This is a genomic window from Cyclobacterium jeungdonense (genome assembly GCF_010994275.1).
GTDB classification, from domain to species: domain Bacteria; phylum Bacteroidota; class Bacteroidia; order Cytophagales; family Cyclobacteriaceae; genus Cyclobacterium; species Cyclobacterium jeungdonense.
Map to the genome: position 1 here is coordinate 251,867 of NZ_WMCD01000001.1, position 22,372 is coordinate 274,238.

General features: G+C 43.5%; 21 protein-coding genes. 19 read left to right on the top strand and 2 right to left on the bottom strand.

Annotated features, from left to right (window positions below; genetic code table 11):
• Position 1 precedes the first annotated feature (1 nt).
• From GKS34_RS00970 to GKS34_RS01025, 12 genes are all read left to right on the top strand, one after another.
• Entirely contained in the window at positions 2–1,135 is a 1,134-nt protein-coding gene (locus tag GKS34_RS00970) for a glycosyltransferase (protein ID WP_163382948.1), read from the top strand.
• Positions 1,023–2,294 (top strand): glycosyltransferase family 4 protein, encoded by a 1,272-nt coding sequence (locus GKS34_RS00975; RefSeq protein WP_240459142.1) that lies wholly within the window; start codon positions 1,023–1,025, stop codon positions 2,292–2,294. The genes GKS34_RS00970 and GKS34_RS00975 overlap by 113 nt, the downstream gene beginning before the upstream one ends.
• A gap of 585 nt (positions 2,295–2,879) precedes the next feature.
• On the top strand, positions 2,880–3,983 hold the full coding sequence (locus GKS34_RS00980) for a hypothetical protein (RefSeq protein ID WP_240459143.1): 1,104 nt from the start codon (positions 2,880–2,882) through the stop codon (positions 3,981–3,983).
• Between the two features lie 9 nt (positions 3,984–3,992).
• Positions 3,993–5,072, top strand: coding sequence for a glycosyltransferase (locus tag GKS34_RS00985; RefSeq protein ID WP_163382950.1), 1,080 nt, complete (start codon positions 3,993–3,995; stop codon positions 5,070–5,072).
• 54 nt (positions 5,073–5,126) lie between these two features.
• The gene (locus GKS34_RS00990) at positions 5,127–6,311 is read left to right on the top strand and encodes a glycosyltransferase family protein (RefSeq protein ID WP_163382951.1); all 1,185 of its coding nucleotides are present in this window, start codon (positions 5,127–5,129) and stop codon (positions 6,309–6,311) included.
• 6 nt (positions 6,312–6,317) lie between these two features.
• On the top strand, positions 6,318–7,484 hold the full coding sequence (locus GKS34_RS00995) for a hypothetical protein (RefSeq protein ID WP_163382952.1): 1,167 nt from the start codon (positions 6,318–6,320) through the stop codon (positions 7,482–7,484).
• On the top strand, positions 7,481–8,461 hold the full coding sequence (locus GKS34_RS01000; protein ID WP_163382953.1) for a polysaccharide deacetylase family protein: 981 nt from the start codon (positions 7,481–7,483) through the stop codon (positions 8,459–8,461). Before GKS34_RS00995 ends, GKS34_RS01000 begins: the two co-directional genes overlap by 4 nt.
• Positions 8,462–8,726: 265 nt before the next feature.
• A complete protein-coding gene (locus GKS34_RS01005; protein WP_163382954.1) occupies positions 8,727–9,017 on the top strand; it encodes a hypothetical protein in 291 nt (96 codons plus the stop codon).
• 114 nt (positions 9,018–9,131) lie between these two features.
• Complete coding sequence (locus GKS34_RS01010) at positions 9,132–9,491, top strand: methylglyoxal synthase (protein WP_163382955.1); 360 nt, start codon at positions 9,132–9,134, stop codon at positions 9,489–9,491.
• Positions 9,492–9,518: 27 nt separating this feature from the next.
• Positions 9,519–10,511, top strand: a complete 993-nt coding sequence (pfkA, locus tag GKS34_RS01015) for a 6-phosphofructokinase (RefSeq protein WP_163382956.1) — start codon at positions 9,519–9,521, stop codon at positions 10,509–10,511.
• 355 nt (positions 10,512–10,866) lie between these two features.
• Entirely contained in the window at positions 10,867–12,333 is a 1,467-nt protein-coding gene (locus GKS34_RS01020; protein ID WP_163382957.1) for a mandelate racemase/muconate lactonizing enzyme family protein, read from the top strand.
• A 90-nt stretch (positions 12,334–12,423) separates the two neighbouring features.
• Positions 12,424–12,795 (top strand): phage holin family protein, encoded by a 372-nt coding sequence (locus tag GKS34_RS01025; RefSeq protein WP_163382958.1) that lies wholly within the window; start codon positions 12,424–12,426, stop codon positions 12,793–12,795.
• Between the two features lie 32 nt (positions 12,796–12,827).
• On the opposite strand, the gene GKS34_RS01030 is transcribed toward GKS34_RS01025, so the two are convergent.
• Positions 12,828–13,274: an AlbA family DNA-binding domain-containing protein gene (locus GKS34_RS01030; RefSeq protein WP_163382959.1), complete on the bottom strand. Its 447-nt coding sequence runs from the start codon at positions 13,272–13,274 to the stop codon at positions 12,828–12,830.
• Between the two features lie 117 nt (positions 13,275–13,391).
• Between GKS34_RS01030 and GKS34_RS01035 the strand changes: the two genes are divergently transcribed.
• The 7 genes from GKS34_RS01035 (at position 13,392) to GKS34_RS01065 (ending at position 19,574) form a co-directional block, all read left to right on the top strand.
• A complete protein-coding gene (locus GKS34_RS01035) occupies positions 13,392–13,952 on the top strand; it encodes a hypothetical protein (RefSeq protein ID WP_163382960.1) in 561 nt (186 codons plus the stop codon).
• A 60-nt stretch (positions 13,953–14,012) separates the two neighbouring features.
• Positions 14,013–14,915, top strand: a complete 903-nt coding sequence (locus tag GKS34_RS01040; protein ID WP_163382961.1) for a histone deacetylase family protein — start codon at positions 14,013–14,015, stop codon at positions 14,913–14,915.
• A 17-nt stretch (positions 14,916–14,932) separates the two neighbouring features.
• Positions 14,933–15,172: a hypothetical protein gene (locus tag GKS34_RS01045; RefSeq protein ID WP_163382962.1), complete on the top strand. Its 240-nt coding sequence runs from the start codon at positions 14,933–14,935 to the stop codon at positions 15,170–15,172.
• Positions 15,173–15,271: 99 nt separating this feature from the next.
• On the top strand, positions 15,272–15,907 hold the full coding sequence (locus tag GKS34_RS01050) for an OmpH/Skp family outer membrane protein (protein WP_240459144.1): 636 nt from the start codon (positions 15,272–15,274) through the stop codon (positions 15,905–15,907).
• Positions 15,908–16,055: 148 nt separating this feature from the next.
• Entirely contained in the window at positions 16,056–17,027 is a 972-nt protein-coding gene (locus GKS34_RS01055) for a deoxyhypusine synthase family protein (protein ID WP_163382963.1), read from the top strand.
• A gap of 11 nt (positions 17,028–17,038) precedes the next feature.
• Positions 17,039–18,412 (top strand): OmpA family protein, encoded by a 1,374-nt coding sequence (locus GKS34_RS01060; RefSeq protein WP_163382964.1) that lies wholly within the window; start codon positions 17,039–17,041, stop codon positions 18,410–18,412.
• A gap of 13 nt (positions 18,413–18,425) precedes the next feature.
• Positions 18,426–19,574, top strand: a complete 1,149-nt coding sequence (locus GKS34_RS01065; protein WP_163382965.1) for a glycoside hydrolase family 130 protein — start codon at positions 18,426–18,428, stop codon at positions 19,572–19,574.
• A 94-nt stretch (positions 19,575–19,668) separates the two neighbouring features.
• On the opposite strand, the gene GKS34_RS01070 is transcribed toward GKS34_RS01065, so the two are convergent.
• Positions 19,669–22,194 (bottom strand): TonB-dependent receptor, encoded by a 2,526-nt coding sequence (locus tag GKS34_RS01070; RefSeq protein WP_163382966.1) that lies wholly within the window; start codon positions 22,192–22,194, stop codon positions 19,669–19,671.
• Positions 22,195–22,372: the final 178 nt, after the last annotated feature.

The following is a 22,372-nucleotide window of genomic DNA, read 5'->3' on the forward strand; positions in this document are numbered from 1 at the left end:
TATGAAAATTTTAAGGGTAGTTTCTGAGTTAGATTTTGGAGGTGTAGAGCAGGTACTGGCCATATCAGTTCCATATTTGGTCCATTCCAAAAGGATTGAAGTACTGATAGTTGTACTGGGCAAGGGAGGTAGGGTTTCAGAAAGAATGATTCAGAATGGTTTTTCGGTCATTGTTTTGAACCAAGCAACAAAAATCCCGAATATCAAGCTTGTTTTCCAATTAAAAAATCTCATTAGAAATGAGAAACCAGATGTGGTACACTGTCAGGGTTCAGAGGCCAATTTTCATGGACTGTGGGCAGCAACTATGGCCGATGTAAAAATCAAAATCGGAGAGGAGATCGGATTGCCCGATCATCACTCGTATTGGAAATGGGTATTTAAATGGATATACCGAAAAGCTAATCGGGTAATAGGTATTTCGGAGGCAGTTAAAAATTGTATTGTTGAATTGCGGGAAGTAAAAGGGGATAAGGTGAGTGTATTGTATAATCCCGTTTCTATTGATGAGAAGAGAGTAGATTTCTCTCGTATTCCTTACTTTCGAAAAGACAAAGGAAATTGCACAGTTGATATGTCTGGCAAGCAAAAAAATAATAACTCTTTTGTTTATGTAACTACTTGTAGGTTGGTGCCGATCAAGAATTTGGAGAGATTGATTAAGGCATTTTCAATATTGCTAAAAGTTCATAATAATAAGAATATGGAGTTATGGATTGTGGGGGATGGGCCATCGAAAGAATCATTGATGCAGCTAGTCAAACAGTTTGGGATTCAGGATAGCGTTAAATTTTCCGGTTTTCAGGAAAATGTTTTTCAATTTTTGGCACATGCGGATGTGTTTGTATTACCATCCTTGAGGGAAGGTTCTTCTGTGGCACTTGCTGAAGCCATGTCTAATGGTTTGCCTTCTATAGTCACGCAAATTGGTGGTGCAAGAGAAGTATTGGGAGAAAGCCATTCTGGTTTTCTTGTTGATCCTTTCAGTACGGATTCTATTTTATCGGCTATGCTAAACATGTTTGAATTATCTGAGGAAGAAAGAAAAGAGATGGGAAAAATGGCCAAAAAAGCTTCCCAAAGGTTTTCAATTGAAACATATATCGAAGATTTATTGGAAGTCTATAAAGGGTAAATTGGCATCAGGGGATAAAATTCGGGTATTACATTGTATAGAAACCATATCTTCGGGAGGGGTGGAACAGACTCGTCTCACCCTTTTCAGAGGATTAGACAAGGAGAAGTATGAGAATAGGGTGGTTTGTACTTGGGCAGGTGGTCCAATGGCTATAGCCATCGAAAATGAGGGCGTTGAAATTACTCAAGTAGGATCATTCCAGCATCCATTTGAAATGGATAAACATTTTACCTTACTTCAAGTAATCAGGAAATTCAGGCCTCATATCATCCATGGGGGGGTGTTTGAAGGCATGACCATGGCCACAATTGGGGGAATTTTTGGAAGGGTTCCAATTGTTATTCTTGAAGAAACCTCAGATCCTCAGAACAGGTCTCGAAAAGCTAATTTTTTGTTGAAAATCTATTCAATATTTGCTGATAAGGTTCAGGCAATATCGCCTGAAGTGGGACAATATTTAGCAGAAATCACAAAAATCAGTCAAGAAAAGATTGAAGTTATCGCAAATGGAGTTCCTTTACCCAAATTATCAGATCATAGACTAATATTAGAAGCGAAGAAGCAATACGGAATTAAAAAGAAAGATTTTGTGGTTGGGTTTGTGGGGAGGTTGTTTAATGACCAGAAAAGAGTTTCTGATTTAGTTGAAGCAGTTTCAATGTTGGAAATCCCTAATTTAAGACTTCTCATAGTAGGAGAAGGAAAGGATAAAGCCCTTCTTTTGGATATAATAACTGAATTTGGAATAAGCGACAAAGTTATTTTTGTTGGCTATCAGCCAGATCCTCATCTTTTTTATGATTTAATGGATATACTTTGTGTTCCATCTTCTCGCGAAGGATTTGGATTGGTTGCTGTAGAAGGAATGCTTCATAGGTTACCAATAATCGCTACCAAAGTTGGGGGATTGCAGAAAGTAGTGGTAAATGATGAAACGGGATTTATAATTTCATCCAATTCACCGAGGGAGATTTCTGAAAAAATCCAAGTACTCTACTTCTCTCCAAAATTGAGAAAAGAGATGGGTAATATGGGGTATCAAAGGGCTTTCAAGAAATATTCTTCAGAAAGGTATGTGCGAGAAGTAGAGCATATGTATCAAAGTCTTTTATTGAAGCTAAATACTTTAACCTTTTTAAAAACCAAAAAAAAATGAAATTGAAACTATTATTTTCCCTGAGTAATTTTCAATAATAATCCCTATTAAAAAACAAGTCAAATCGAAATGAAATTTCATAATATAATCGTTTAAAACTAATCTCTCTTAAAATTCAAATGATTACTCCAAATTAATGGTAGTCCCCATTGTGGTGTTAAATGAGAGATTTGACTTTTTTGCTTCATGTCCATTGTCTACCTCAGTGAAGATAGAAATACTAAATACCGTAAAACACGCAAAGTGGAAAATGGAGGAAGCAAGGTAAAAATGGAACAGAGAAAATTACACATGTGAAAGCTGTTTTTTGGAAATCGAAAACTTATACCTTAGCCTCTTGACATCCAAGGGGATTAAATTTGATTCTGGAAAAATGGTGAACCAATAGTTCAAGGAGATTTTTTTGGACTGATTAAAACGATGGGCGATAAATAAAATAGAGATCAATTGTTAGATATTATTTTCATTGTTTTAGGAATTATTGCCTTAGTGAACTCCAATTCATCGATGGCTAGGAAATTCAGGATTCCTTTCAAGTATGAGATGCATCTGCATTATCTGCTATTTTACCATGTTTTTTTCAGTATGTTCTTCACTTGGTATATTCTCAATTTTGGTGGAGATTCTTATGGTTACTGGAGGTTTGGGATGGAGCAAGTAATTATAAGAGATCCAAGTTGGATGAAATATTGGGGAGAAAGCACCAAATTTATCCTGTGGCTATGTTACTTTCCAAGCCGGGTTTTGGGCTTAAGTTATCTTACCGGAAATATCCTTTTTGGCTTTTTAGGTTTTATTGGCATCAGGTATATTTTCGTAATGGTGGCTGATCTTTTTCCTACCAACCATTCTGTTTTAAATGTCCCGTTGTTTCCATCGGTTTTCTATTTTTTGAACCTACATTTTTGGTCCGCAGGGGTTGGAAAGGATGCAATCAGTTTTTGGGGAATAGCATGGTTTTTATTTGCCATTCAACATTATAGGTCAAGATGGTGGCAGGGATTGATAGCCTTGTTTTTTGTGTATATGACAAGACCTCATATGGGGCTAGCCCTATTGTCTGGTTCGGGGATAGCAATTCTAATGGGTTCGGAAATCAAGCCAGCAGTAAAGACAGTTTTAGGTTCAATAGCGCTTGTTGCTGCTGTTTATCTGAGTTCAAGTACATTGGAATCTTTGAAGCTAGATGATTTTTCATTCGAAACGTTAGAGGAATTTACAGGTACCAAAGTCAATGATCTAAATACAAATAATGTAGGTTCTGGAGTTAATTTGAGTTCTTATTCATTACCTATGAAGCTTTTTACTTATATGTTCAGACCCCTGTTTTTCGATGCACATAATTTTGTAGCTTTCTTTTCATCCTTTGAGAATGCCCTGTACCTCTGGTTAAGTTTCTTTATTTACCGGAATTGGACTCCTGAGGCTATCCGGGATATGCCGCTATTTATCAAGGCAGGGATGATTACCTTTATACCTGTTACTGTTGCATTTATGAATTCACTCAGTAACTTAGGAATTGTCATGCGCATGAAAAACATGACCATGATCTATTTTTTGTTGTTTTGTCTTTTCTTGATCGTTCACAATAAAAAGCAACGGTATGTGCGAGCCATGGATCGGAAACGCTACTATCAAAAAAGGCAGGCCATTATTGAGCAGAAAAAGGCACTGTCCCAAAATGACTGAGCTAGTTCTATGAAAAAAATCCTTTTCCTTCCCAAATATCCAAGGAAAGGAGCCAGTAGCCGCTTAAGAACCTATCAGTTTTTGCCTTTCTGGAAGGCGGCCGGTATGGATGTTACCGTATCCCCTTTTTTTACCGGGGCTTATCTTGATTCCATCTATGCTGATAAAAGACCTCAATACCTGCATGTGCTGGCCTGCTATTGGCGACGATGTAGTGTCTTGATGACGGTGGGGCGTTACGATTTAATCTGTATTGAAAAGGAATTGTTTCCCTACCTTCCGGCTTTTCCGGAATGGATGCTTTCTAGGTTTAAAGGCTATTGGGTGGATTATGACGATGCGGTCTTTCATAATTACGACCTGGGGAAATACGGGCTGGCCTCCCGCTTGATACCTAAGAAAATTGACCGGGTGATGCAATGGGCTAAAGCCGTTTCCGTAGGTAACGACTACCTGATGGAACGGGCCCGTCTAGCCGGGGCACAAAAGGTAATCCGTCTCCCTACCGTAATTGATCCGGGACGGTATAAAAAGAAAATTCACCAGGCATCAGACCCGGTGACCATCGGCTGGATTGGTTCTCCCAGTACGCTTAAATACCTGGATGCCCTGCTCCCGGTATTGGAACGATTAAGCCAGGAATTGGATATTACCTTGCTCCTTATTAATGGAAAAAAAAAACCTGCCTATTTGGGAAAGGTACAAATCATTCCCTGGACCGAGGAAGGAGAAGCCGAGGCCCTGCTTCAAATGGACATTGGTATGATGCCGCTGCCGGACAACCCCTGGGAAAAGGGTAAATGTGCCTATAAGCTGATCCAATACATGGCCTGTGGACTGCCAGTAGTTGCCTCCCCAGTCGGCATGAATAAGGAAGTGGTGAGTCATGGGGTGAATGGCTTTCTGGCCCAAACCGATGCCGAATGGATCGCCGCACTTAGCCAGCTAATTCGAGACTGGACCCTTCGAAAGGCCTTTGGGGAAAAGGGGCACCAACTGGTCATGGAGAATTATACCCTGCACCAGAATTTTGAAAAAATGCAGACCCTGGTGAATACCCTTGGAAACGAAACCTCAAAAAATGGCTGATACTTTGAATTCCTATACTTCAGAATACCAGTCGGAGTCTAGCTGCTCCTTCCTATGAATATCCTTTTTATCTCCTGGGATTCCGATCAGACCAACTACCTGGAAAACCTGTTTATCCCCATTTTCGAAGGAATACAAAAAAAAACAAGTCACCGTTTTCAAATCATGCAGTTTTCCTGGGCACGACCGCAAGAGGTAGCCCGCATCTGCCTGCTGGCTGAAAAAGCTGGAATAGGCTACTTGCATATTCCGGTTTCACACAAGCCAAACGCTGCCCTGGGCTCCCTTTGGTCCCTGATACGAGGCAGCAGGAAAATCAAAAACCACCTTAGAAACAACGAAATTACTTGCCTGATGCCCCGATCCACCCTGCCAGGATGGATGGTGCTAAGGCTGGGAAGCTGGCTAAAATCCAGATCCATTCCCGTCGTATTTGATGCGGATGGCTTTCCCATTCAGGAGCGGGTAGATTTTGCCGGATTAAACCCCGGAAGTTTTCATTATCGCTGGCTCCGTCAGGTGGAAAGGCGAATGGTACAAAAAGCCGACCGGGTCCTGACACGCTCTGAAAGAGCAATCGATATCCATTTAGATAATACGGGCATTCAACAGCGGGAAAAATTTTATCCGGTAATTAATGGGAGAGATCCTGGAATATTTAGGCCGGATACTGCAGGGAGAACCACCATTCGGAAAAAGTTGGGGATTTCGGAAAGTACCTGCCTCTGGTTGTACTCGGGAAGTCTGGGGCCGCAGTACCTGGTCCCCGAAATGCTTCAGCTCTTTTGGTCCGGTTACCAAAAAAATCCCGATAGCCGGTTTTTGTTTCTGGTCCGTAACAAGCAGTCCTTGCAGGAGCAAATCCCGGAGTACCTACAAAAACTGGTTTTCATAGAAACCGTTCCTTTTGATCGAATTCCCGATTATTATGCTGCTGCAGATTTGGGCCTCAGCCTGCGAAAACCGGCTCCCAGCCTGGCAGGCCTGGCTCCGATCAAGATCGGGGAATACCTGCTCTCCGGTTTGCCGGTAGTACTTTCGCCTGAGATAGGCGATCTTTCGGATAAGTTGGCAGCCGAGTCAGCCTGTTTTATTTACAGGGAAAATCCCGGGGAATTGATGGATTGGCTGGAAAGCAGTAAACACCTGCCAAAAACTGCTATTCGGAAATTGGGAGAAAGGCATTTTGGTCTGGAGCAAAGCGTGGTAGGTTATATCCAGGCACTGCAAAATCTCTAAAACTTCATGACCCTAAAGGATTTCATCTTTATATTGCTTCTGATAAGCCTGGTTTTCCTCTGGATCGGCAAGCGTTCAAAAAATAAAGGATATTCGCAACGGCAACGTAATTTTCTCTATGCCCTGTGGGTGTATCACCTGGGAATGGGATACCTGTTTTACCGCTACTTGCTCCACCATGGCGGGGATAGCCTGCGGTACTGGAACTTGCAAAGTATCCCTATTGGGGAATCCGAGAGTTGGATGGCCCACTGGGGGGTAGGGACGGCTTTTATTCAATGGGTTAATTTCCCTTTTTCCCATTGGTTAGGGTTCCATTTCCTGTCGGGAACGATGGGCTATGCAACGCTTTCCTTTTTTGGATTTGTGCCCCTGATGGAGTGGATGGGGAGGCGGCTTCAGCCGCTTGATTCTTCCCTGGTCATTATGGGAGGCTTCTTACTGGTTTTTCTGCCAAATGTCCATTTCTGGACTGCCGGTGTTGGCAAGGAGGCTTTTTTATGGCTGGGCCTGGTACTTGTCATGACGGGGACGCAAAATTTCCCCGAAAAATGGGGCTACTTGCTTTTAGGTTTATTTTTATCATTAATGGTTCGACCGATTCAAGGACTTATACTTACTTTATCCGTTGCTGGAATACTACCGTTTCATCCTAAGCTGCGAAATTATCGAAGATTGCTCATTCCCCTGGCAGGATCCTTAATAGTTGGGATTCTGGCCTATCGCTGGATTCAGGGTTCGCTGGAATATGGCTTTCATTTCAGATGGATTGGGGACTTGCTGGATTGGCAACATCGGTACCTCAATTCCTTTGGGGGAAACAGCAGCCTTCCGATGGCTGACTATTCAATGGTCGAAAAATTAGCTGCGGTTTTTTTCAGACCCTATCCCTGGGAAGTTAAGGGATTTTGGTCCTTAGCAGCTTCCCTGGAAAACAGCCTTTTTTTTCTGATTGTTGCAATAGGTGGGTTGGCATTGCTTCTAGGTAAAGTGAAGCGATCGGTACCATTTTTTTATCGCATAGCCTTTGTGTACGGAATTTTACTTTCCCTCTTATTTGCATTTGCGCTGAATAACCTGGGGGTAATCATGCGCATGAAAAGTGTATACACTGTTTTTATTAGTTGTTATTTTTACGAGTGCATGGTTCGTTATAATTCCAGGCTTCTGTGAATAAGGGAGGCTTAATCATTTCGCTTGATTTCGAACTCCACTGGGGTCGGTTTGATAAATCACCTTTAAAAGGTAACGAGGCTTATTACCACAAGACGAGGGAGGTAATCCCAAAGTTACTTGCTCTTTTTGCTGCCTATAAAATGGAAGTAACCTGGGCTACCGTGGGGATGCTGATGGCCCAGGATGCGGAAGAATGGGAACATTTTAGTCCGCCTGTGAAACCCACCTTTCAAAATCAGCGGTATTCTGCCTATCAGTGGTTTAAGGCCAACCGGCCGGATCAGGCTTGCCTTTTTGCCCCGGACCTTATTAGGGAGCTTCTCCAAACCCCCGGGCAGGAGCTGGGAAGCCATACTTTTGCCCACTACTATACCCGGGTAATGGGACAGCCGGTCGGAGGATTCAGGGAGGACCTGCTGGCTGCCAGGCGCATTGCCCAAGAGAAATTTGGTATGGACATGCGTTCCCTGGTGCTTCCCCGTAACCAATACAACGCCCAAGTCCTCCAAACTGCCCGGGAATTGGATTTCCTGGCCGTCCGTACCAACCCTTCCGATTGGTTTTGGAGGTCTCCAGAAAAAGAGGGCTGGGTAAAAAAGGGTTTCCGGGCAGCGGATTCCTATTGGTCGCTGGGAAATAAAACCTCCTATTTTCCTGAAGCTGCCAGGAAAGATTTCCCCTGTCTCCTTCCTGCTTCCCGGTTTTTCAGACCCTATCAGGAAAGGTTGGGCTGGATGAATCGCTTAAAGCTTGACCGGATCAGGCAGGAAATGGAGGAAGCTGCGCAAAAAGGAAAAGTGTACCATCTTTGGTGGCATCCGCACAACCACGGGCAGTATCCCGACCAAAGCCTGCATGAAGTAAAAATTATTCTGGATCATTTTTTAAAATGCAGGGATTTGTATGGTATGAAAAGCTATTCCATTGGCAGCTTTGCTGAAAAACAGCTTCCTCCGGGTCCGGTTTATCCCTAACCCTTTCCTTCCGCGATCCGCGCTTCTTTCTTTCCCCTATTCCTTCCCGGGGATAAAATTCCATTCATAGTTAGCGTTGTTACCAAAAGCTGGTGGACCTATTATTACTCCAGCCTATAGAAAACGCAGGAGTGTTTTTTGACGCGTTTTTTATATTAAGTATTGGCGGGTAAATGGAAAAACTTTAGAAGGATAAATAAACCTGAATAGTTGCCGGCTTGGTGTTTATGTGTTTATTTTGCCTTTGCTTAAATTAACTTCACCAATGAACCTGTCCGATTTTAAAAATAGCATTCAAATGGATACCCCTCCATCGGGTTTATCTGTATATTTGCAATCTCTGTGGTTAGATAAGAAAGGAGATTGGGACCGTGCCCACGGATTGATCGATTCCCTGGGGGGCGAAGATGCGGCTTCACTGCATGCCTATCTGCATCGCAAGGAAGGTGACCTTTCCAATGCCGGTTATTGGTATCGTCGGGCGGGCAAAAACCCGGCTTCCAACAGCCTTGAGGAAGAGTGGGAACAATTGGTCACTTATTTTTTAAAGAAATAATAAGGGAATCCCTATTTCATCTTTCCAACTGAAATAGTTGTTTCCCGTAAGGAGACCAATCCCCGGGAGTTTTTGATTAACTATATACATTATTCGTTTCAACGTTAAAGAGACATGAAGGTAGCATTGATAGCCCACGATGGGAAAAAAGCAGACATGGTTCACTTTCTTAGCGGATCCAGGAAGGAACTTGAAGGCATTATTCTGGTGGCTACGGGTACCACCGGAACTCATATAGAAAAAGCGGGGTTTGAGGTGGAGAAATTGTTATCCGGGCCATTGGGTGGAGATGCTCAAATTGGGGCGATGGTGGCGCAAAAGGAATTGGATATGGTTATCTTTTTCAGAGATCCGCTGGGCAAACATCCCCATGAACCGGATGTGCAAATGCTTATGCGGATCTGCGATGTGCATAACGTTCCTCTGGCGACCAATTTGGCTGCAGCCGAATTAATGTTCCAACATTTGAAATAAGAAATTACCACACAGACTACCAACTACATGCTAGACCAACCTATATCTATTAAGAAAATCGGCGTACTTACTTCCGGAGGCGATGCACCGGGAATGAACGCAGCCATCCGGGCCGTGGTACGTGCTGGTTTTTATTACAAGTTGGAGGTTTTCGGTATTTATCGGGGATACGAGGGAATGATTTATAACGATATCCGAAAACTGGACAGCCATTCGATTGCCCATGTGCTGGAAAGGGGAGGTACTTTCCTGAAATCGGCCCGGAGTGAAGAGTTTAAGACAGCAGAAGGAAGAAAAAAGGCCTACGAAAACCTGAAAAGTCACGGAATTGATGCCCTGGTGGTGATCGGTGGGGACGGATCTCTGACTGGTGCACACCTTTTTTACAAAGAATTTGGCATACCGGCGGTTGGCTTACCTGGAACCATTGATAACGACCTCTTTGGCACGGATCTCACCATTGGATTCGATACGGCCTGCAATACGGCTATTGAAGCCATTGATAAAATTCGGGATACGGCCACTTCTCATGATCGACTCTTTTTTGTGGAAGTGATGGGTCGGGATGCCGGGTTTATTGCGATTAATGCGGGTATTGGAAGCGCTGCTGCCGCCATTCTAATCCCTGAGAAAAAATTTCCGGTAGAGAAATTGATCGACCGTCTTAAATTCAGGGAAAAAGCAAAAAAAGAAAGCAACATAGTTATCGTTGCTGAAGGGGGTAAAAGTGGGGGCGCCCAGGAAATTTCCTTAAAAGTAAAAAAAATCCTTCCCAGTTACGATATCAAGGTGACCATTTTAGGCCATTTGCAACGGGGCGGAGCGCCCTCTTCCTTTGATCGTATCCTTGCCAGTAAATTAGGGGTATCCGCTGTGGAAGGCCTGCTCCATGGTAAATACGATGTGATGGTGGGTATTATCAATAACAAAATTGTGTTTACTCCCATTAAAAGGGCCATTATCGATGACAAGACTGTGGATGAGGAGGATTTACGGATTGCCGGGATTCTATCTACTTGATCGCATACTAGTGACTATTTTGATAGCATAGCAAGCCCCAAAACCCCGGGTCGGATATCTTCCTTCCCGCTCAAATTGGATTTGGATTTTTTTATGTGAGATTCTCGTTAATTTCTCATTAATATTTTGCGTATATTCAAATAGCGGGTATTTTCATTGTCTTTTGGCTATAAAAAATTTCCATTTACTACTATTTTTGGACATATTGTAGTTTGATTGTCAATTATCTTTTTTCCAATACCTAAAACAAACCTATTTAATAACATGAAATCGAGCATGACGAAAACGTCACACAGTGGGATGATTATCAATCATGCGAGATTCCATGTGCCCATTAAAAAACCATTAGAAACACATGAAAAAAAACATTGAACGCCTGCAACAAAATTATTTAGACCAAGCCCGGGAAAACAGTATCAAAACCGAGTCTCCGCTCTCTTTGGCACAGGATTCAGAAAATGGACGAAGGTCTTTTTTTAAGAAAGCAGCATTGGGAGGACTGAGTCTGGGGGGTATGATGATGCTATCCACAGAAGACACGATAGCCCATACCACTTCCAAAGTCAATCGCCTTTCCAACCCCTCTGATTTGAAAATTACCGATATGCGCATCGCGCAATATGGTAACGTTCCGATATTGAAAATTTACACCAATCAAGGCATTCATGGGCTGGGTGATGTCCGGGATGGAGCGGACAAGCGGTATGCACTCCTGCTAAAAAGCAGGATATTGGGTGAAAACCCCTGTAACGTGGAGCGGATTTTTAAGCGAATAGAACAATTTGGATGGCACGGACGGCAAGGTGGTGGCGTATCAGGAGTGGAAATGGCACTGTGGGACCTGGCAGGCAAAGCTTATGGAGTGCCTTTGTACCAGTTGATGGGGGGTAAATTTAGGGATAAGGTTCGCATCTATGTGGATACCCCGACCGTTCAGGACCCAGAAGAATTTGCCAACAAGATGAAAGAGCGGGTGGATATGGGGTTTACCATGTTGAAAATGGATATAGGGATTGGACTAATCAAAGACCAGGAGGACACACTTACCAATAAATCTCCCTGGGGACAATTGCGGGGGTGGTCCGATCAGGATGTAATGAGCTATACCCAAACGCCACATCAGTTTACCCACGTGCAGATCACGCAAAAGGGTCTTGAAAAAATGGTGGAATATGCGGCAAGGGCAAGGGAAAAGGTGGGCTATGAGATTCCGCTGGCGATCGACCATTTTGGACACATGGGCTACAACGAAATGATCAAATTGGCCAATGCTTTCGAACCGTACAACATTGCCTGGTTGGAAGATTTGATTCCCTGGCAAAATACCGAACAATGGAAGCGAATTACCGAAGCCATTACCACGCCTACCCTTACCGGAGAAGATGCCTACCACAAAAAGAATTTTAAAGACCTGATTGAAACAAGGGCAGTTGACCTGGTACACCCGGATCCCGGAAGTGCTGGGGGATATCTGCAAACCAAAAAAATAGGGGATTATGCCGAGGAATACGGTATTGGTATGGCGTTGCATCATGCCGCCTCTCCCATCACCTTTATGGGTACCGTCCATGCAGCAGCAGCTACCTATAATTTTATCGGGCTGGAACACCATTCGGTAGATAATCCCTGGTGGGAAGATCTTGTAACTGGCATTGATAAACCCTTTGTGAAAGATGGATACGTACAGGTACCCGAATCTCCGGGAATAGGACTTGAATTAAATGAAGAGGAAGTGAAGAAACGACTTCGGGAAGGTGAGCAGTTTTTCGCTCCTACCGATGACTGGAATGAAATTCGATCCTGGGACCGAACCTGGAGTTGATTTTTAAAGAAAGCCCCGGGAGATTTATCCGGGGTTTTCTTTTACCTTGCGAGCCAAAATTTAATCTTGTTTCACCATCTTTAAAACATTATGAGCAGATCAAAAGACATCTTTTCCATTCTTATTCAACTGGCCGTTGCGGGATTGGTAATTATTTTTACCGGATACCTGCTTCCGGGAATTGTAGTCGATGACTGGATCACCGGAGTCATTATAGCGGCGTTGTTGGCGTTGTTAAACCTTACCATAAAGCCTATTTTGATATTTCTCACCATTCCCATTACTATTCTAACCCTGGGCCTGTTTTTATTGGTAATCAATGCCCTTCTGGTGATGTTGGCAGCGGCGTTGATTCAGGGATTTACAGTGGACAATTTTTGGTGGGCGCTTCTTTTTAGCCTTGTATTGTCTCTGGTCAATTCGATCTTGGGTATTTCTCTGGGGAATGGGCTCAGGAGGTAAACAACCTAACTTCTGGTGAATAGTTGGATGGGTCAATGCAAATCTGAGAGCTGAAACGGTACGGATCGGTCATGTTTTCGCCGGTAATAAACCGGCTCCTGGTTTTCTTCGGCTAGGGCATGCGGACCACGATCGCTTTTTGGAACATGGATAAGGAGCAGGTATTTCTCCTCTGTGGATACAGGTTCAGTATGTAACTGTACCTCATATACCTCAAATGTCACGGGAAAAGAAGGAGCGCAATACTTAGTTATGGCCTCATTGGCCATAAACATTTCCTCCTCAGGGTCTATTCCTAAAATCTGTTTTCGGTCGGAGACTCCTACCACCACCGTTCCTCCTTCGGTGTTGGCAAAAGACAAAAGTGTTTTAGCAATTTTTCGCTGGCTGCTTAGACTCTGCTTATAATCCAGGTGCAAACCTTCCGGTTTAGCGAGTAAACTTTTTATCCATTCATTATTCTTTTTAGGAGAAAACATTTTTTTAAAAGGTAAAAGATTGTAAATTATTGAAGAGTTAATATGAGCAATATTAATTTATTATTTAATGTAACCAAAACCAGCAATAATCATTTCACAAATCCAGCTTATACTCCAATGAACTATCCAAATGAAGGGTTTTTGCCTGAAACCGTAGCAAAATTACGCGAAGAACTTAAAGCCACTGGAAAGAATTTTAAAATCGTGGCTGGGGAGGATAATACCGATGAATATGTGAATTTTTATTTTATCGGAAAATTCGAAGGTAAGGATGTCATCTATGATGCCGTATTGTTTACGCTTAAGCTGCATTACCAGAGTGAGATTTACGAATTGGCAGAGCACGAGGCAGCAAAGAAATTTCCTGATTACCATGGTATAAGCTATGAGGAAGATGAAAACGGAAACCTCAAACCATTGAAAACAGAAGAGGAAGAGGTGGGCTGGTTCATTACTGAACTTATAATGGACATGGAGGAGGAAGGCAAGGTGAAAGTTCAGGAGTTTGTAGATATAGATACCCATCACGACTATGGAATTGGCCTGGATGCTTCCTTAAACATTGAAACGATAGACGAACAGGTAATCAAGAAGTTTATTACCGAATTCAACAACGATTCCCTGACTCTGGACGAAACTTTTTACACGTTTGAGTCGGAAGAAGAGGAAGATAGCTGAGTGCAGGCCTTGTTTTTTTGATTTGAGCCAACAATTTTTGTCGCGATAAGTTTTGGATGTATGTTAAAAGTTGCCTGGTCTTCGCTTTATGCCCATCCTTTACCTGAAGGGCACCGATTTCCAATGGAAAAATACGAGTTACTTCCCGAACAGTTACGTTACGAAGGAACACTTTCCGAAGCTAATTTTTTTAAACCTCATAAAGCGGATGAACGCTGGGTTAAGGCCGTTCATGACCATCATTACCTGGAAAAATTAAAAAATCAGCGGTTGAGTCCTTCAGAGATCAGGCGTACAGGATTTCCGCTTAGTAAAGCCCTGGTGGAACGCGAACTGCATATCATGCAGGGTTCGGTGATGGCTGCCGATTTTGCGTTGGAATATGGCATCGCTATGAATAGCGCAGGAGGAACCCACCATGCCTTTGCGGATAGAGGAGAAGGTTTTTGTTTACTAAACGATATCGCTATTGCGGCTCACTACCTCATGGAGGACAGAGGATTAAAAAGGGTGCTGGTGGTCGATTTAGACGTACACCAGGGAAACGGCACTGCCTCCTTGTTTGCCGATATCCCGGAGGTATTTACCTTTAGTATGCACGGGGAGCATAACTATCCCATGCACAAGGAAAAATCAGACCTGGACATTCCCTTAAAAGATCATACCGATGATAAGACCTATTTGGATATTTTGGGAAGGCAGCTACCAGTATTAATGAATCAGGTAGCTCCTCAGTTTTTAATTTACCAGTCTGGGGTGGATGTTTTAGCTTCGGATAAGCTGGGGAGGTTGGGCCTGACACTTGGAGGCTGTAGGGAACGTGACAGGATGGTACTGGAAACTGCCAAAAAAAATCGGGTTCCAATCATGTGCTGCATGGGAGGAGGCTATTCAGAAAGAATCAACGACATCATAGAGGCTCATGCCAATACCTACCGATTGGCACAAGAACTGTTTTTTTAATCAAATAAATAAATGCGATGTGCAAAGAAAAATTGAGAAAATACTGGTTGATGCATGCTGTGGGAGGATTATTGCTAACTGGATTTGGGCTCAGCCTTTTTGGAGAAGCACTGATAAGGAAGTGGGAAAACGCGGACTTTTGGGACTGGGCGTTATGGGGCACCCTGGCCCTGTTGGTTTTCAATACAGGTATTTCCCTGGTTGGTCAGGCAGTAATGTTCAGAGTGAAAATGGATAATCCGCCTGATAGGAATTAATTATCATTCTCGGATATTTAACATTAATTAAGTGGGCAGAATTTGTAAAAGGTTTAGAATCCTTATATTTGCCCCGAATACTATAAAAATCCGTAAGAAGTGAGAAAAATAACAACGATTATCAGTGCAATAGCGATTGTTGGAATGTTTGCAGTAGCCTGCAATTCTACCACCCCTGGAGATGAAGTGAGTAATGTAGCAGATGAGGTGGACATTTCTGATTTGAAAGTGGCGTATATCGTCACGGATAGCGTTATCAATAACTTTGTTTATTTCAAAGAAAAATCCGCCGAAATCGCTGAAAAAGGGAAAAAATATGAAGGTGAATTGACCAATAGGGCCAGGGGATTTGAGCAGGAAGTTCAGAATTTTCAAAGCTCTGCCTCCTCTATGACCATCAATCAGGCGAGGGCGAAAGAAGAAGAGTTGGTAACCAAGGAAAGAAATTTGGTAGCCTTCCGTGAAAATATCATGCAAGAGCTGTCTGCAGATGAGACCAAACTGTACAATGATGTATACGACATGATTCAGGAATACCTCGACTCCTATGCTGCAGAAAACGACCTGGAAATGATCCTTTCCTATACCAGAGGTGGTGGGGTATGGTATGCCAATAAATCCCTGGACATCACCGATTCGGTGGTCAAAGGAATCAACGAAGATTACCGAAATAGTGAAGAACCGGCTGCTGCCGAACCTACTGCTGCTGAATCGACTGAATCGGAGGAAGAGTAGAGGGAATAATTTAAGGTAAAAATGGCCCGGTTTTTCCGGGCTTTTTTGTTTCCACCAACTAAGGTTGGTAATCATAGCCTAGTTTACTATCTTCCGTATGCTTTTTATTATTAGTTTCTAATCAACGAGTAAATTTAAAATTTGGATCATGGAAATAACCAATTTTCTGAAACACCATTACAGACATTTCAATGCTGCAGCCTTGATTGATGCCGCAGATGCCTATAAAACTCATTTGGATGAAAATGGCAAGATGATGATCACACTTGCCGGGGCCATGTCAACGGCGGAATTGGGTATTTCGCTAGCAGAAATGATTCGACAGGACAAGGTGCAGATCATAACCTGTACCGGAGCCAATCTGGAAGAGGATATTTTTAACCTGGTGGCACACGATTATTACGAAAGAATTCCCCATTACCGGGATCTCTCTCCTGAACAGGAACAGGAACTATTGGATCGGCACCTAAACCGAGTTACGGACACCTGTATTCCGGAAATGGAAGCCATGAGAAGAATCGAAAAGGTGATATTGCAAGAGTGGCAAAAGGCAGACCAGGCCGGTGAACAATATTTTCCCCATGAATTTTTCTACAAGGTATTGCTTTCCGGGAAGTTGGAAAAGGAATATCAGATAGACCCGAAAAACAGTTGGTTATTGGAAGCAGCGAAGAAGAACCTTCCCATAATCGTACCTGGATGGGAAGATTCTACTCTCGGCAATATGTTTGCCGGACATTGCATTGCGGGGGATATTCAGGATGTGCACACTGTCAAAGGAGGCATTCAATACATGATGTATTTGGCAGATTGGTACACCGAAAATGCCAAGGAAGAAAGCAAAGTTGGTTTTTTCCAGATCGGTGGAGGCATAGCCGGTGATTTCCCTATTTGCGTAGTGCCCATGTTGCATCAGGACTTGCAACGAGACGGAGTGCCGTTATGGGGGTATTTTTGCCAGATTTCGGACAGTACCACCTCTTTTGGGTCCTATTCCGGGGCCGTGCCCAATGAAAAAATTACCTGGGGAAAATTGGGATTGGACACGCCGAAGTTTATCATCGAATCGGACGCTACCATAGTCGCTCCTTTGGTATTTGCCATTGTTTTAGGCTATTAATCCAATAACTGGTGTATGGATTATCCATCATAATTTCTAAGGCGATTGCCTTGTCGGTGCTTGCTGTTTTGATCACCCTGTCCGTCAAGGCCCAGGAGGATTCGGTTCGGTATGCTGTTTCCATGGCCTATGACGAACAATTACCCCTGGTCGGAGTGGATGGGAATTTGTATTTTTCCGTGGCCTTTCACCCCCAAAATAACGGTGGGAGCCAGGATCCGGGAGACATCTGGATTGCACCGCAGGAGGAGGAAGGTTTTGGCGTATCTGCGCCATTGGCTTCTTTGAATACCCCTCAGTATGATTTGTTGGTCGGTTTTCTTCACCCGGATACGGTACTAGTGTACCATCAAAATCTAAATAACCGGCAGGTAATGCAGGGGTATTATCGATCCGGAGATCGTTGGGAAAGGGGAGCTGAACATCTGATTCCTGGATTTAGGTCTACTGGAAACCACTTTAGTGCCAGACTTGATGCCGAAGGCAGCCTGATGATCCTGTCCATGGAATCCTTCGGTTCGTATGGGAATGAAGACATTTACCTGTCCTTCCGAAAGGATACCACCTGGTCCAGGCCTCAAAACCTTGGAGGCACGATTAATACCTACCGGCAGGAATTAAGTCCCTACCTGAGTCCCGATGAGAAAACTCTCTATTTTTCGACTAATGCCTACGAAGGTGAAAAATCCATCGGTGTCTATACCAGTAGGCGAATGGGTGAGGGGTGGACAGAATGGTCTGAGCCGCGCCCATTGGGCTTGCCGGAGATGGAGGGGTGGGACCTTTATTTTTACCAGGATCCTTACCGGGATCGGTATTTTTTCACCAATACACGGACCAGCGATGGATATGGAAATATCATTTGGGTGGGTGAAGCCTTGGTAGAATCATCCGAGGTGGTAGCTCCAAAGGAAAGTATCGTCCCAGAAGTAGCTATTTCAGTTCCGGATACGTCCACTTCCAGCCCGGCAGAAGAAACCTTACCGGCGCCCTCAGAACCTGAACTGGATCTTACCGGTCAATTGAAAAATCTACAACCTGGAGAAACACTGGTTCTGGAAAAACTGCTGTTTCAGAGAGCTTCAGTAGACCTGGCAAACGAAGAATCCTTGGTGGAGTTGAATAAGTTGGCCAACTATTTGAAGGAGAACCCGGAGCATGTTATTTCAGTGGAGGGCCATACGGATAATTATGGCAGTTCCCGCTTGAATGAAAGGCTATCCCTGAACCGCGCCCGGAAAGTGAGAGATATTCTGTTAGAAAATGGTGTTGCCTTTAAGCAAGTCAGGGTGAATGGCTGGGGAGGGAAAAAGCCCATTGCTACCAATTCAACGGCCGAGGGAAGGCAAAAAAACAGACGTGTGGAAATTATTCTTTTGAATTAACCTCAATTACATCATGAATACGGTAAAAAAAGGCTCGCATAACTTTTGGTTTATAATCTCATTCTTTTTTGCGCTGACAGCTGCCTGCGGTCAGAAGGAAGTAGTAAACCAGGAAGCGTCCTCTACCTGGCCCGCTCATAAGTCCTGGGAAATGGGGCCTTTTGTCAAACAGAATGCAGCCAATCCAGTACTTTTGCCCGGAGACTTGGAATTTGTCTGCCCCATTTTGGAACAATCCGTCAAATGGGAGGAAAAAGATGTATTTAATCCGGCAGCTTTGGTAAGGGAGGGCAAAATCAACTTATTATACCGGGCGGAAGATTTTCTGGGGAGTAACAATGGTACCTCCCGTATTGGCTTGGCCTTAAGTGAAGATGGGTTGAATTTCGATAAGCTTCCCGAACCCGTGTTTTACCCGGAAAACGATAGCTTGAAGCATCTGGAATGGGATGGGGGAGTGGAGGATCCCCGCATTGTGGAAAGTGAAGAAGGAAAGTATATCATGACTTATACCAGTTATGACGGCGAAGTAGCCCGGCTGATGCTGGCCACTTCACCTGACCTGAAGGAATGGACAAAACATGGAAGGGTGCTGAAGGGGGAGTTTCAGGATACCTGGAGCAAAGCAGGGGCAATCGTGGCAATTCGTGAAGGAGAGCGTATCCTTGCAAAGAAAATCGATGGGCGCTATTGGATGTATTTTGGGGATACAGACCTATTTTTGGCCCATTCTGAGGACCTTATAAATTGGGTCCCTTTGGAAATGAATGGTTTACTGAAACCGGTGATGAAACCCAGACCAGGCTATTTTGACAGCCGTCTGGTAGAATCGGGTCCTTATGCACTACTCCGAAAAGAAGGCATTGTACTTCTTTATAATGGGATGAACCTGGAAGAGGGACAGGAACTGGATCCTTCCTTGCCGCCAGGAGCTTATTCTGCTGGCCAAGCCCTGTTTGATAGGGAGAATCCTTCCAAATTAATAGACCGCTCTGAAACCTATTTCATGACACCAGAAGAACCTTATGAAATCGAAGGACAGGTTAATTTGGTTTGTTTTATTGAAGGGATGGTGCCTTATAAGGGCAACTGGTTTCTCTATTATGGGACTGCAGACTCAAAGATTGCCGTAGCTGTTTATGAGGAAGCAGACATGCGCTAATGGGACAAAAAAAAGGAACCCCGGCAGTTACCTTTTCAGGTGTTTACCGGGGTTCTGTTAATTGAGAGAATTAACAGTCTTTAAGAGGGCAGGATCAATTGGGAGCACCGCCTCCCATGATGGCACCACCGGCACCACCATCGCCCTCTTTTAAATCTTCATTGGTCACGCCTCTTTTCTTCCTTCTTCCACCATCCACACTTAGTTTTCCGATTCGGTAAGAGAAGTTTATTTTGAAATTCATGTTTCGCATGCTGTTGACACTTTCCTGCATGATCGTAGGAGTCACCAACTCATTTCTGATTTTAAATTCACTGGTAAAGAAGTTTTCAGCTCCGAATCCGATACTTCCACGTTTTTCGGCAAATTGCTTATTAATGCTTAAGCTGTAGATACCAAATCCTCCGGATGAACCCTGCAATTGAACCCGTCGGCCTCGGTAGAAGCTAAAGGCCTGGATTTGCCAGTCATTGGGCAGGCTGTAATTTCCAAAAAGCCTTCCACTTAAAACCAAGCCTTCGTTTTGTGCAGCAAAAGCGGGGTCATCTAAGCCATTATCCAATTGAGCGAAATAACTGTCTATAGATCCATTTAGAGAAAACTTGCCTGAAATGTTGATGTTGGAGAACACACTCAGACCATACGCTCTTTCATTTCCTATATTTTCGTAGGTGGTAAAGATCACATCGTCATCCTGTATAGTTCTTACCGGCTGGATGGATCCGGTGGTATTTCTCAGATAGGTAGTGAAATTAAGCGAGGTTCCTTTAATAAAGGTACTGTATGACAATTCGTAATTATCTGTGAATTCTGGGTCAAGCAGCGGATTTCCTTGCGTGATTTGTTGGGGATTAGCCGCTTCAATGTTCGGATTCAGGTAGTTCAGTGAAGGTCTTTGTATCCTTCGGTTATACGCTGCTTTTACCATATTTCCATTTTCCAACTTTCTCCCGAAATTCATGTTTGGAACAAAGGTCCCATAAGAAGGTATGTCTGCAGGCAAATCAGAAGCGAGAAAATCAGCTTCGATATTGGTGTATTCATAGCGCATTCCTGCTTTTACGGTATAGTTTTCAAGGAAACCCAGCGTATACGATAGGTATCCTGCCGTTACATTTTGATCGTAGTTAAACTTATTCGAAAGGCTAATGTCCTCGATTTCTTCAAATTCCCCTTCGGCTCCTTCAGCCCGGTAATACGCGAAATCACTTACCGCTTTCCGAAGGATGTTTTTCGCACCGTATTCCAGAATCTGGTTTTCACCGGAACCCAGCGGACTGACATAGTCTAATTGAACCGTAAATTCTTCATTAAGATTATCATTGTCATTCTTCAAGCGACTTACTACCTGATCAAAGGACTCGTTGTACAAACTGTTGATAAAATCATTGGTTCGGTCGTTTCGGCTATACAAACCAGATACACTAAATTCCTTCCCTTTTTTCTCAAAACTTTTCGTGTAGTTATAGCTTACATCCACGCTGTTGGAGAGATTCTCCGTACGTACATTTCTTAGTAATTCGCTTACCAATACATCTTCTACATAGGTTTCGGTAGTCAGGTCGTCCTGATTCATTTTCATGTTTCTCAAGCCAAAACTTACAGATGTAGTCATGAAGTTAAATTGGTTGATCTCGTAATCCCATCCAAAATTATACCTTCCGAACATCATGTTGTTACGGGTATCGGCGGACTGTAAAATCCGTCTGTCAGGACCATCGGGAGATAGCAGGGTTTGTTCATTTTCAAAACCGCCCAGGATGTTGTATCCTGCACGACCAAATCCGCCCAAACTAAATCCCATTTTACCCCTTTTTAGGGCCGCGTTTAACCCTACATTGGACCCTCTGATTCCTGCGCTGGTATTAATATTTAAAGAAGCACCCTGGAGCTTGTTTTTCTTTGTTACAATATTGATTACTCCTCCAGTACCCTCAGCATCGTATTTCGCTGATGGGGAGGTGATTACCTCTACCGACTTGATTTCTTCCGCGGGAATTTGCTTCAGTGCATCGGCAATATTGTTAGCCACGATCGCTGATTGCTTGTTGTCTATCAAAACCAGAATATTGCTGCTACCCCTCATGGATACGTTTCCATCCAAATCTACAGTAAGCATAGGTACCCTACGCAATACATCGGAAGCATCTCCTCCGATAGTGGTTTTATCATTTTCGGCATTGTATATCGTTCGGTCTACTTTTTCTTCGATCAGGCTTCGCTGTCCTTGTACGGTTATTTCTTCCAATGATACAGCAGATTCGGCCATGGTAAGGTTTCCCAGAAAAACATTGGGGGTATTGGGCCCTACTTCGATATCTTCCCGGATTAGAGGGTCATAGCCAACATAACTAAGCTCTACCTTGTACCTTCCGGCTGTTTTTACGTTAAAAAAGAACTCTCCGCTGTCATCCGCGACACCTCCAGCAACTCCCTCGTCAGAACCAACCTCTTTCAACATGGCGGTCGCATAAGGAACCGGTTCACCGGTCTCTTTGTCCACCACCTTGCCGGAAATTTTAAATTCTTTCTTGTCTGCAGTTCCCTGTGCATAGCTAGGAAGGGTTCCTGCAAACAAGAAGAGGGTGGATACAACTAATAATTCGAATAGCCTTTTCATTGGAGTAGATTGTTTTATATAATGTTTGTTTCAATACCTTCAACAAAAGAAATCTATTCTATGGAGTAAAAAAAGCACAATAGATAGGTAGCCGTCAACTATCGACAAAAGCCGGAAAATATCAGACCAACGATTCGGTGTCTCTGAGTTTTGGTTTTGGTGGATAAGATTACCTGGT

Excerpts from the sequence above, each read along its gene's own strand:
- GKS34_RS00970 (WP_163382948.1), top strand. The coding sequence starts at position 2 with ATGAAAATTTTAAGGGTAGTTTCTGAGTTAGATTTTGGAGGTGTAGAG.
- GKS34_RS00980 (WP_240459143.1), top strand. The coding sequence starts at position 2,880 with ATGTTCTTCACTTGGTATATTCTCAATTTTGGTGGAGATTCTTATGGT.
- GKS34_RS00985 (WP_163382950.1), top strand. The coding sequence starts at position 3,993 with ATGAAAAAAATCCTTTTCCTTCCCAAATATCCAAGGAAAGGAGCCAGT.
- GKS34_RS00990 (WP_163382951.1), top strand. The coding sequence starts at position 5,127 with ATGAATATCCTTTTTATCTCCTGGGATTCCGATCAGACCAACTACCTG.
- GKS34_RS00995 (WP_163382952.1), top strand. The coding sequence starts at position 6,318 with ATGACCCTAAAGGATTTCATCTTTATATTGCTTCTGATAAGCCTGGTT.
- GKS34_RS01005 (WP_163382954.1), top strand. The coding sequence starts at position 8,727 with ATGAACCTGTCCGATTTTAAAAATAGCATTCAAATGGATACCCCTCCA.
- GKS34_RS01010 (WP_163382955.1), top strand. The coding sequence starts at position 9,132 with ATGAAGGTAGCATTGATAGCCCACGATGGGAAAAAAGCAGACATGGTT.
- pfkA (WP_163382956.1), top strand. The coding sequence starts at position 9,519 with ATGCTAGACCAACCTATATCTATTAAGAAAATCGGCGTACTTACTTCC.
- GKS34_RS01020 (WP_163382957.1), top strand. The coding sequence starts at position 10,867 with ATGAAAAAAAACATTGAACGCCTGCAACAAAATTATTTAGACCAAGCC.
- GKS34_RS01025 (WP_163382958.1), top strand. The coding sequence starts at position 12,424 with ATGAGCAGATCAAAAGACATCTTTTCCATTCTTATTCAACTGGCCGTT.
- GKS34_RS01030 (WP_163382959.1), bottom strand. The coding sequence starts at position 13,274 with ATGTTTTCTCCTAAAAAGAATAATGAATGGATAAAAAGTTTACTCGCT.
- GKS34_RS01035 (WP_163382960.1), top strand. The coding sequence starts at position 13,392 with ATGAACTATCCAAATGAAGGGTTTTTGCCTGAAACCGTAGCAAAATTA.
- GKS34_RS01040 (WP_163382961.1), top strand. The coding sequence starts at position 14,013 with ATGTTAAAAGTTGCCTGGTCTTCGCTTTATGCCCATCCTTTACCTGAA.
- GKS34_RS01045 (WP_163382962.1), top strand. The coding sequence starts at position 14,933 with ATGTGCAAAGAAAAATTGAGAAAATACTGGTTGATGCATGCTGTGGGA.
- GKS34_RS01055 (WP_163382963.1), top strand. The coding sequence starts at position 16,056 with ATGGAAATAACCAATTTTCTGAAACACCATTACAGACATTTCAATGCT.
- GKS34_RS01065 (WP_163382965.1), top strand. The coding sequence starts at position 18,426 with ATGAATACGGTAAAAAAAGGCTCGCATAACTTTTGGTTTATAATCTCA.
- GKS34_RS01070 (WP_163382966.1), bottom strand. The coding sequence starts at position 22,194 with ATGAAAAGGCTATTCGAATTATTAGTTGTATCCACCCTCTTCTTGTTT.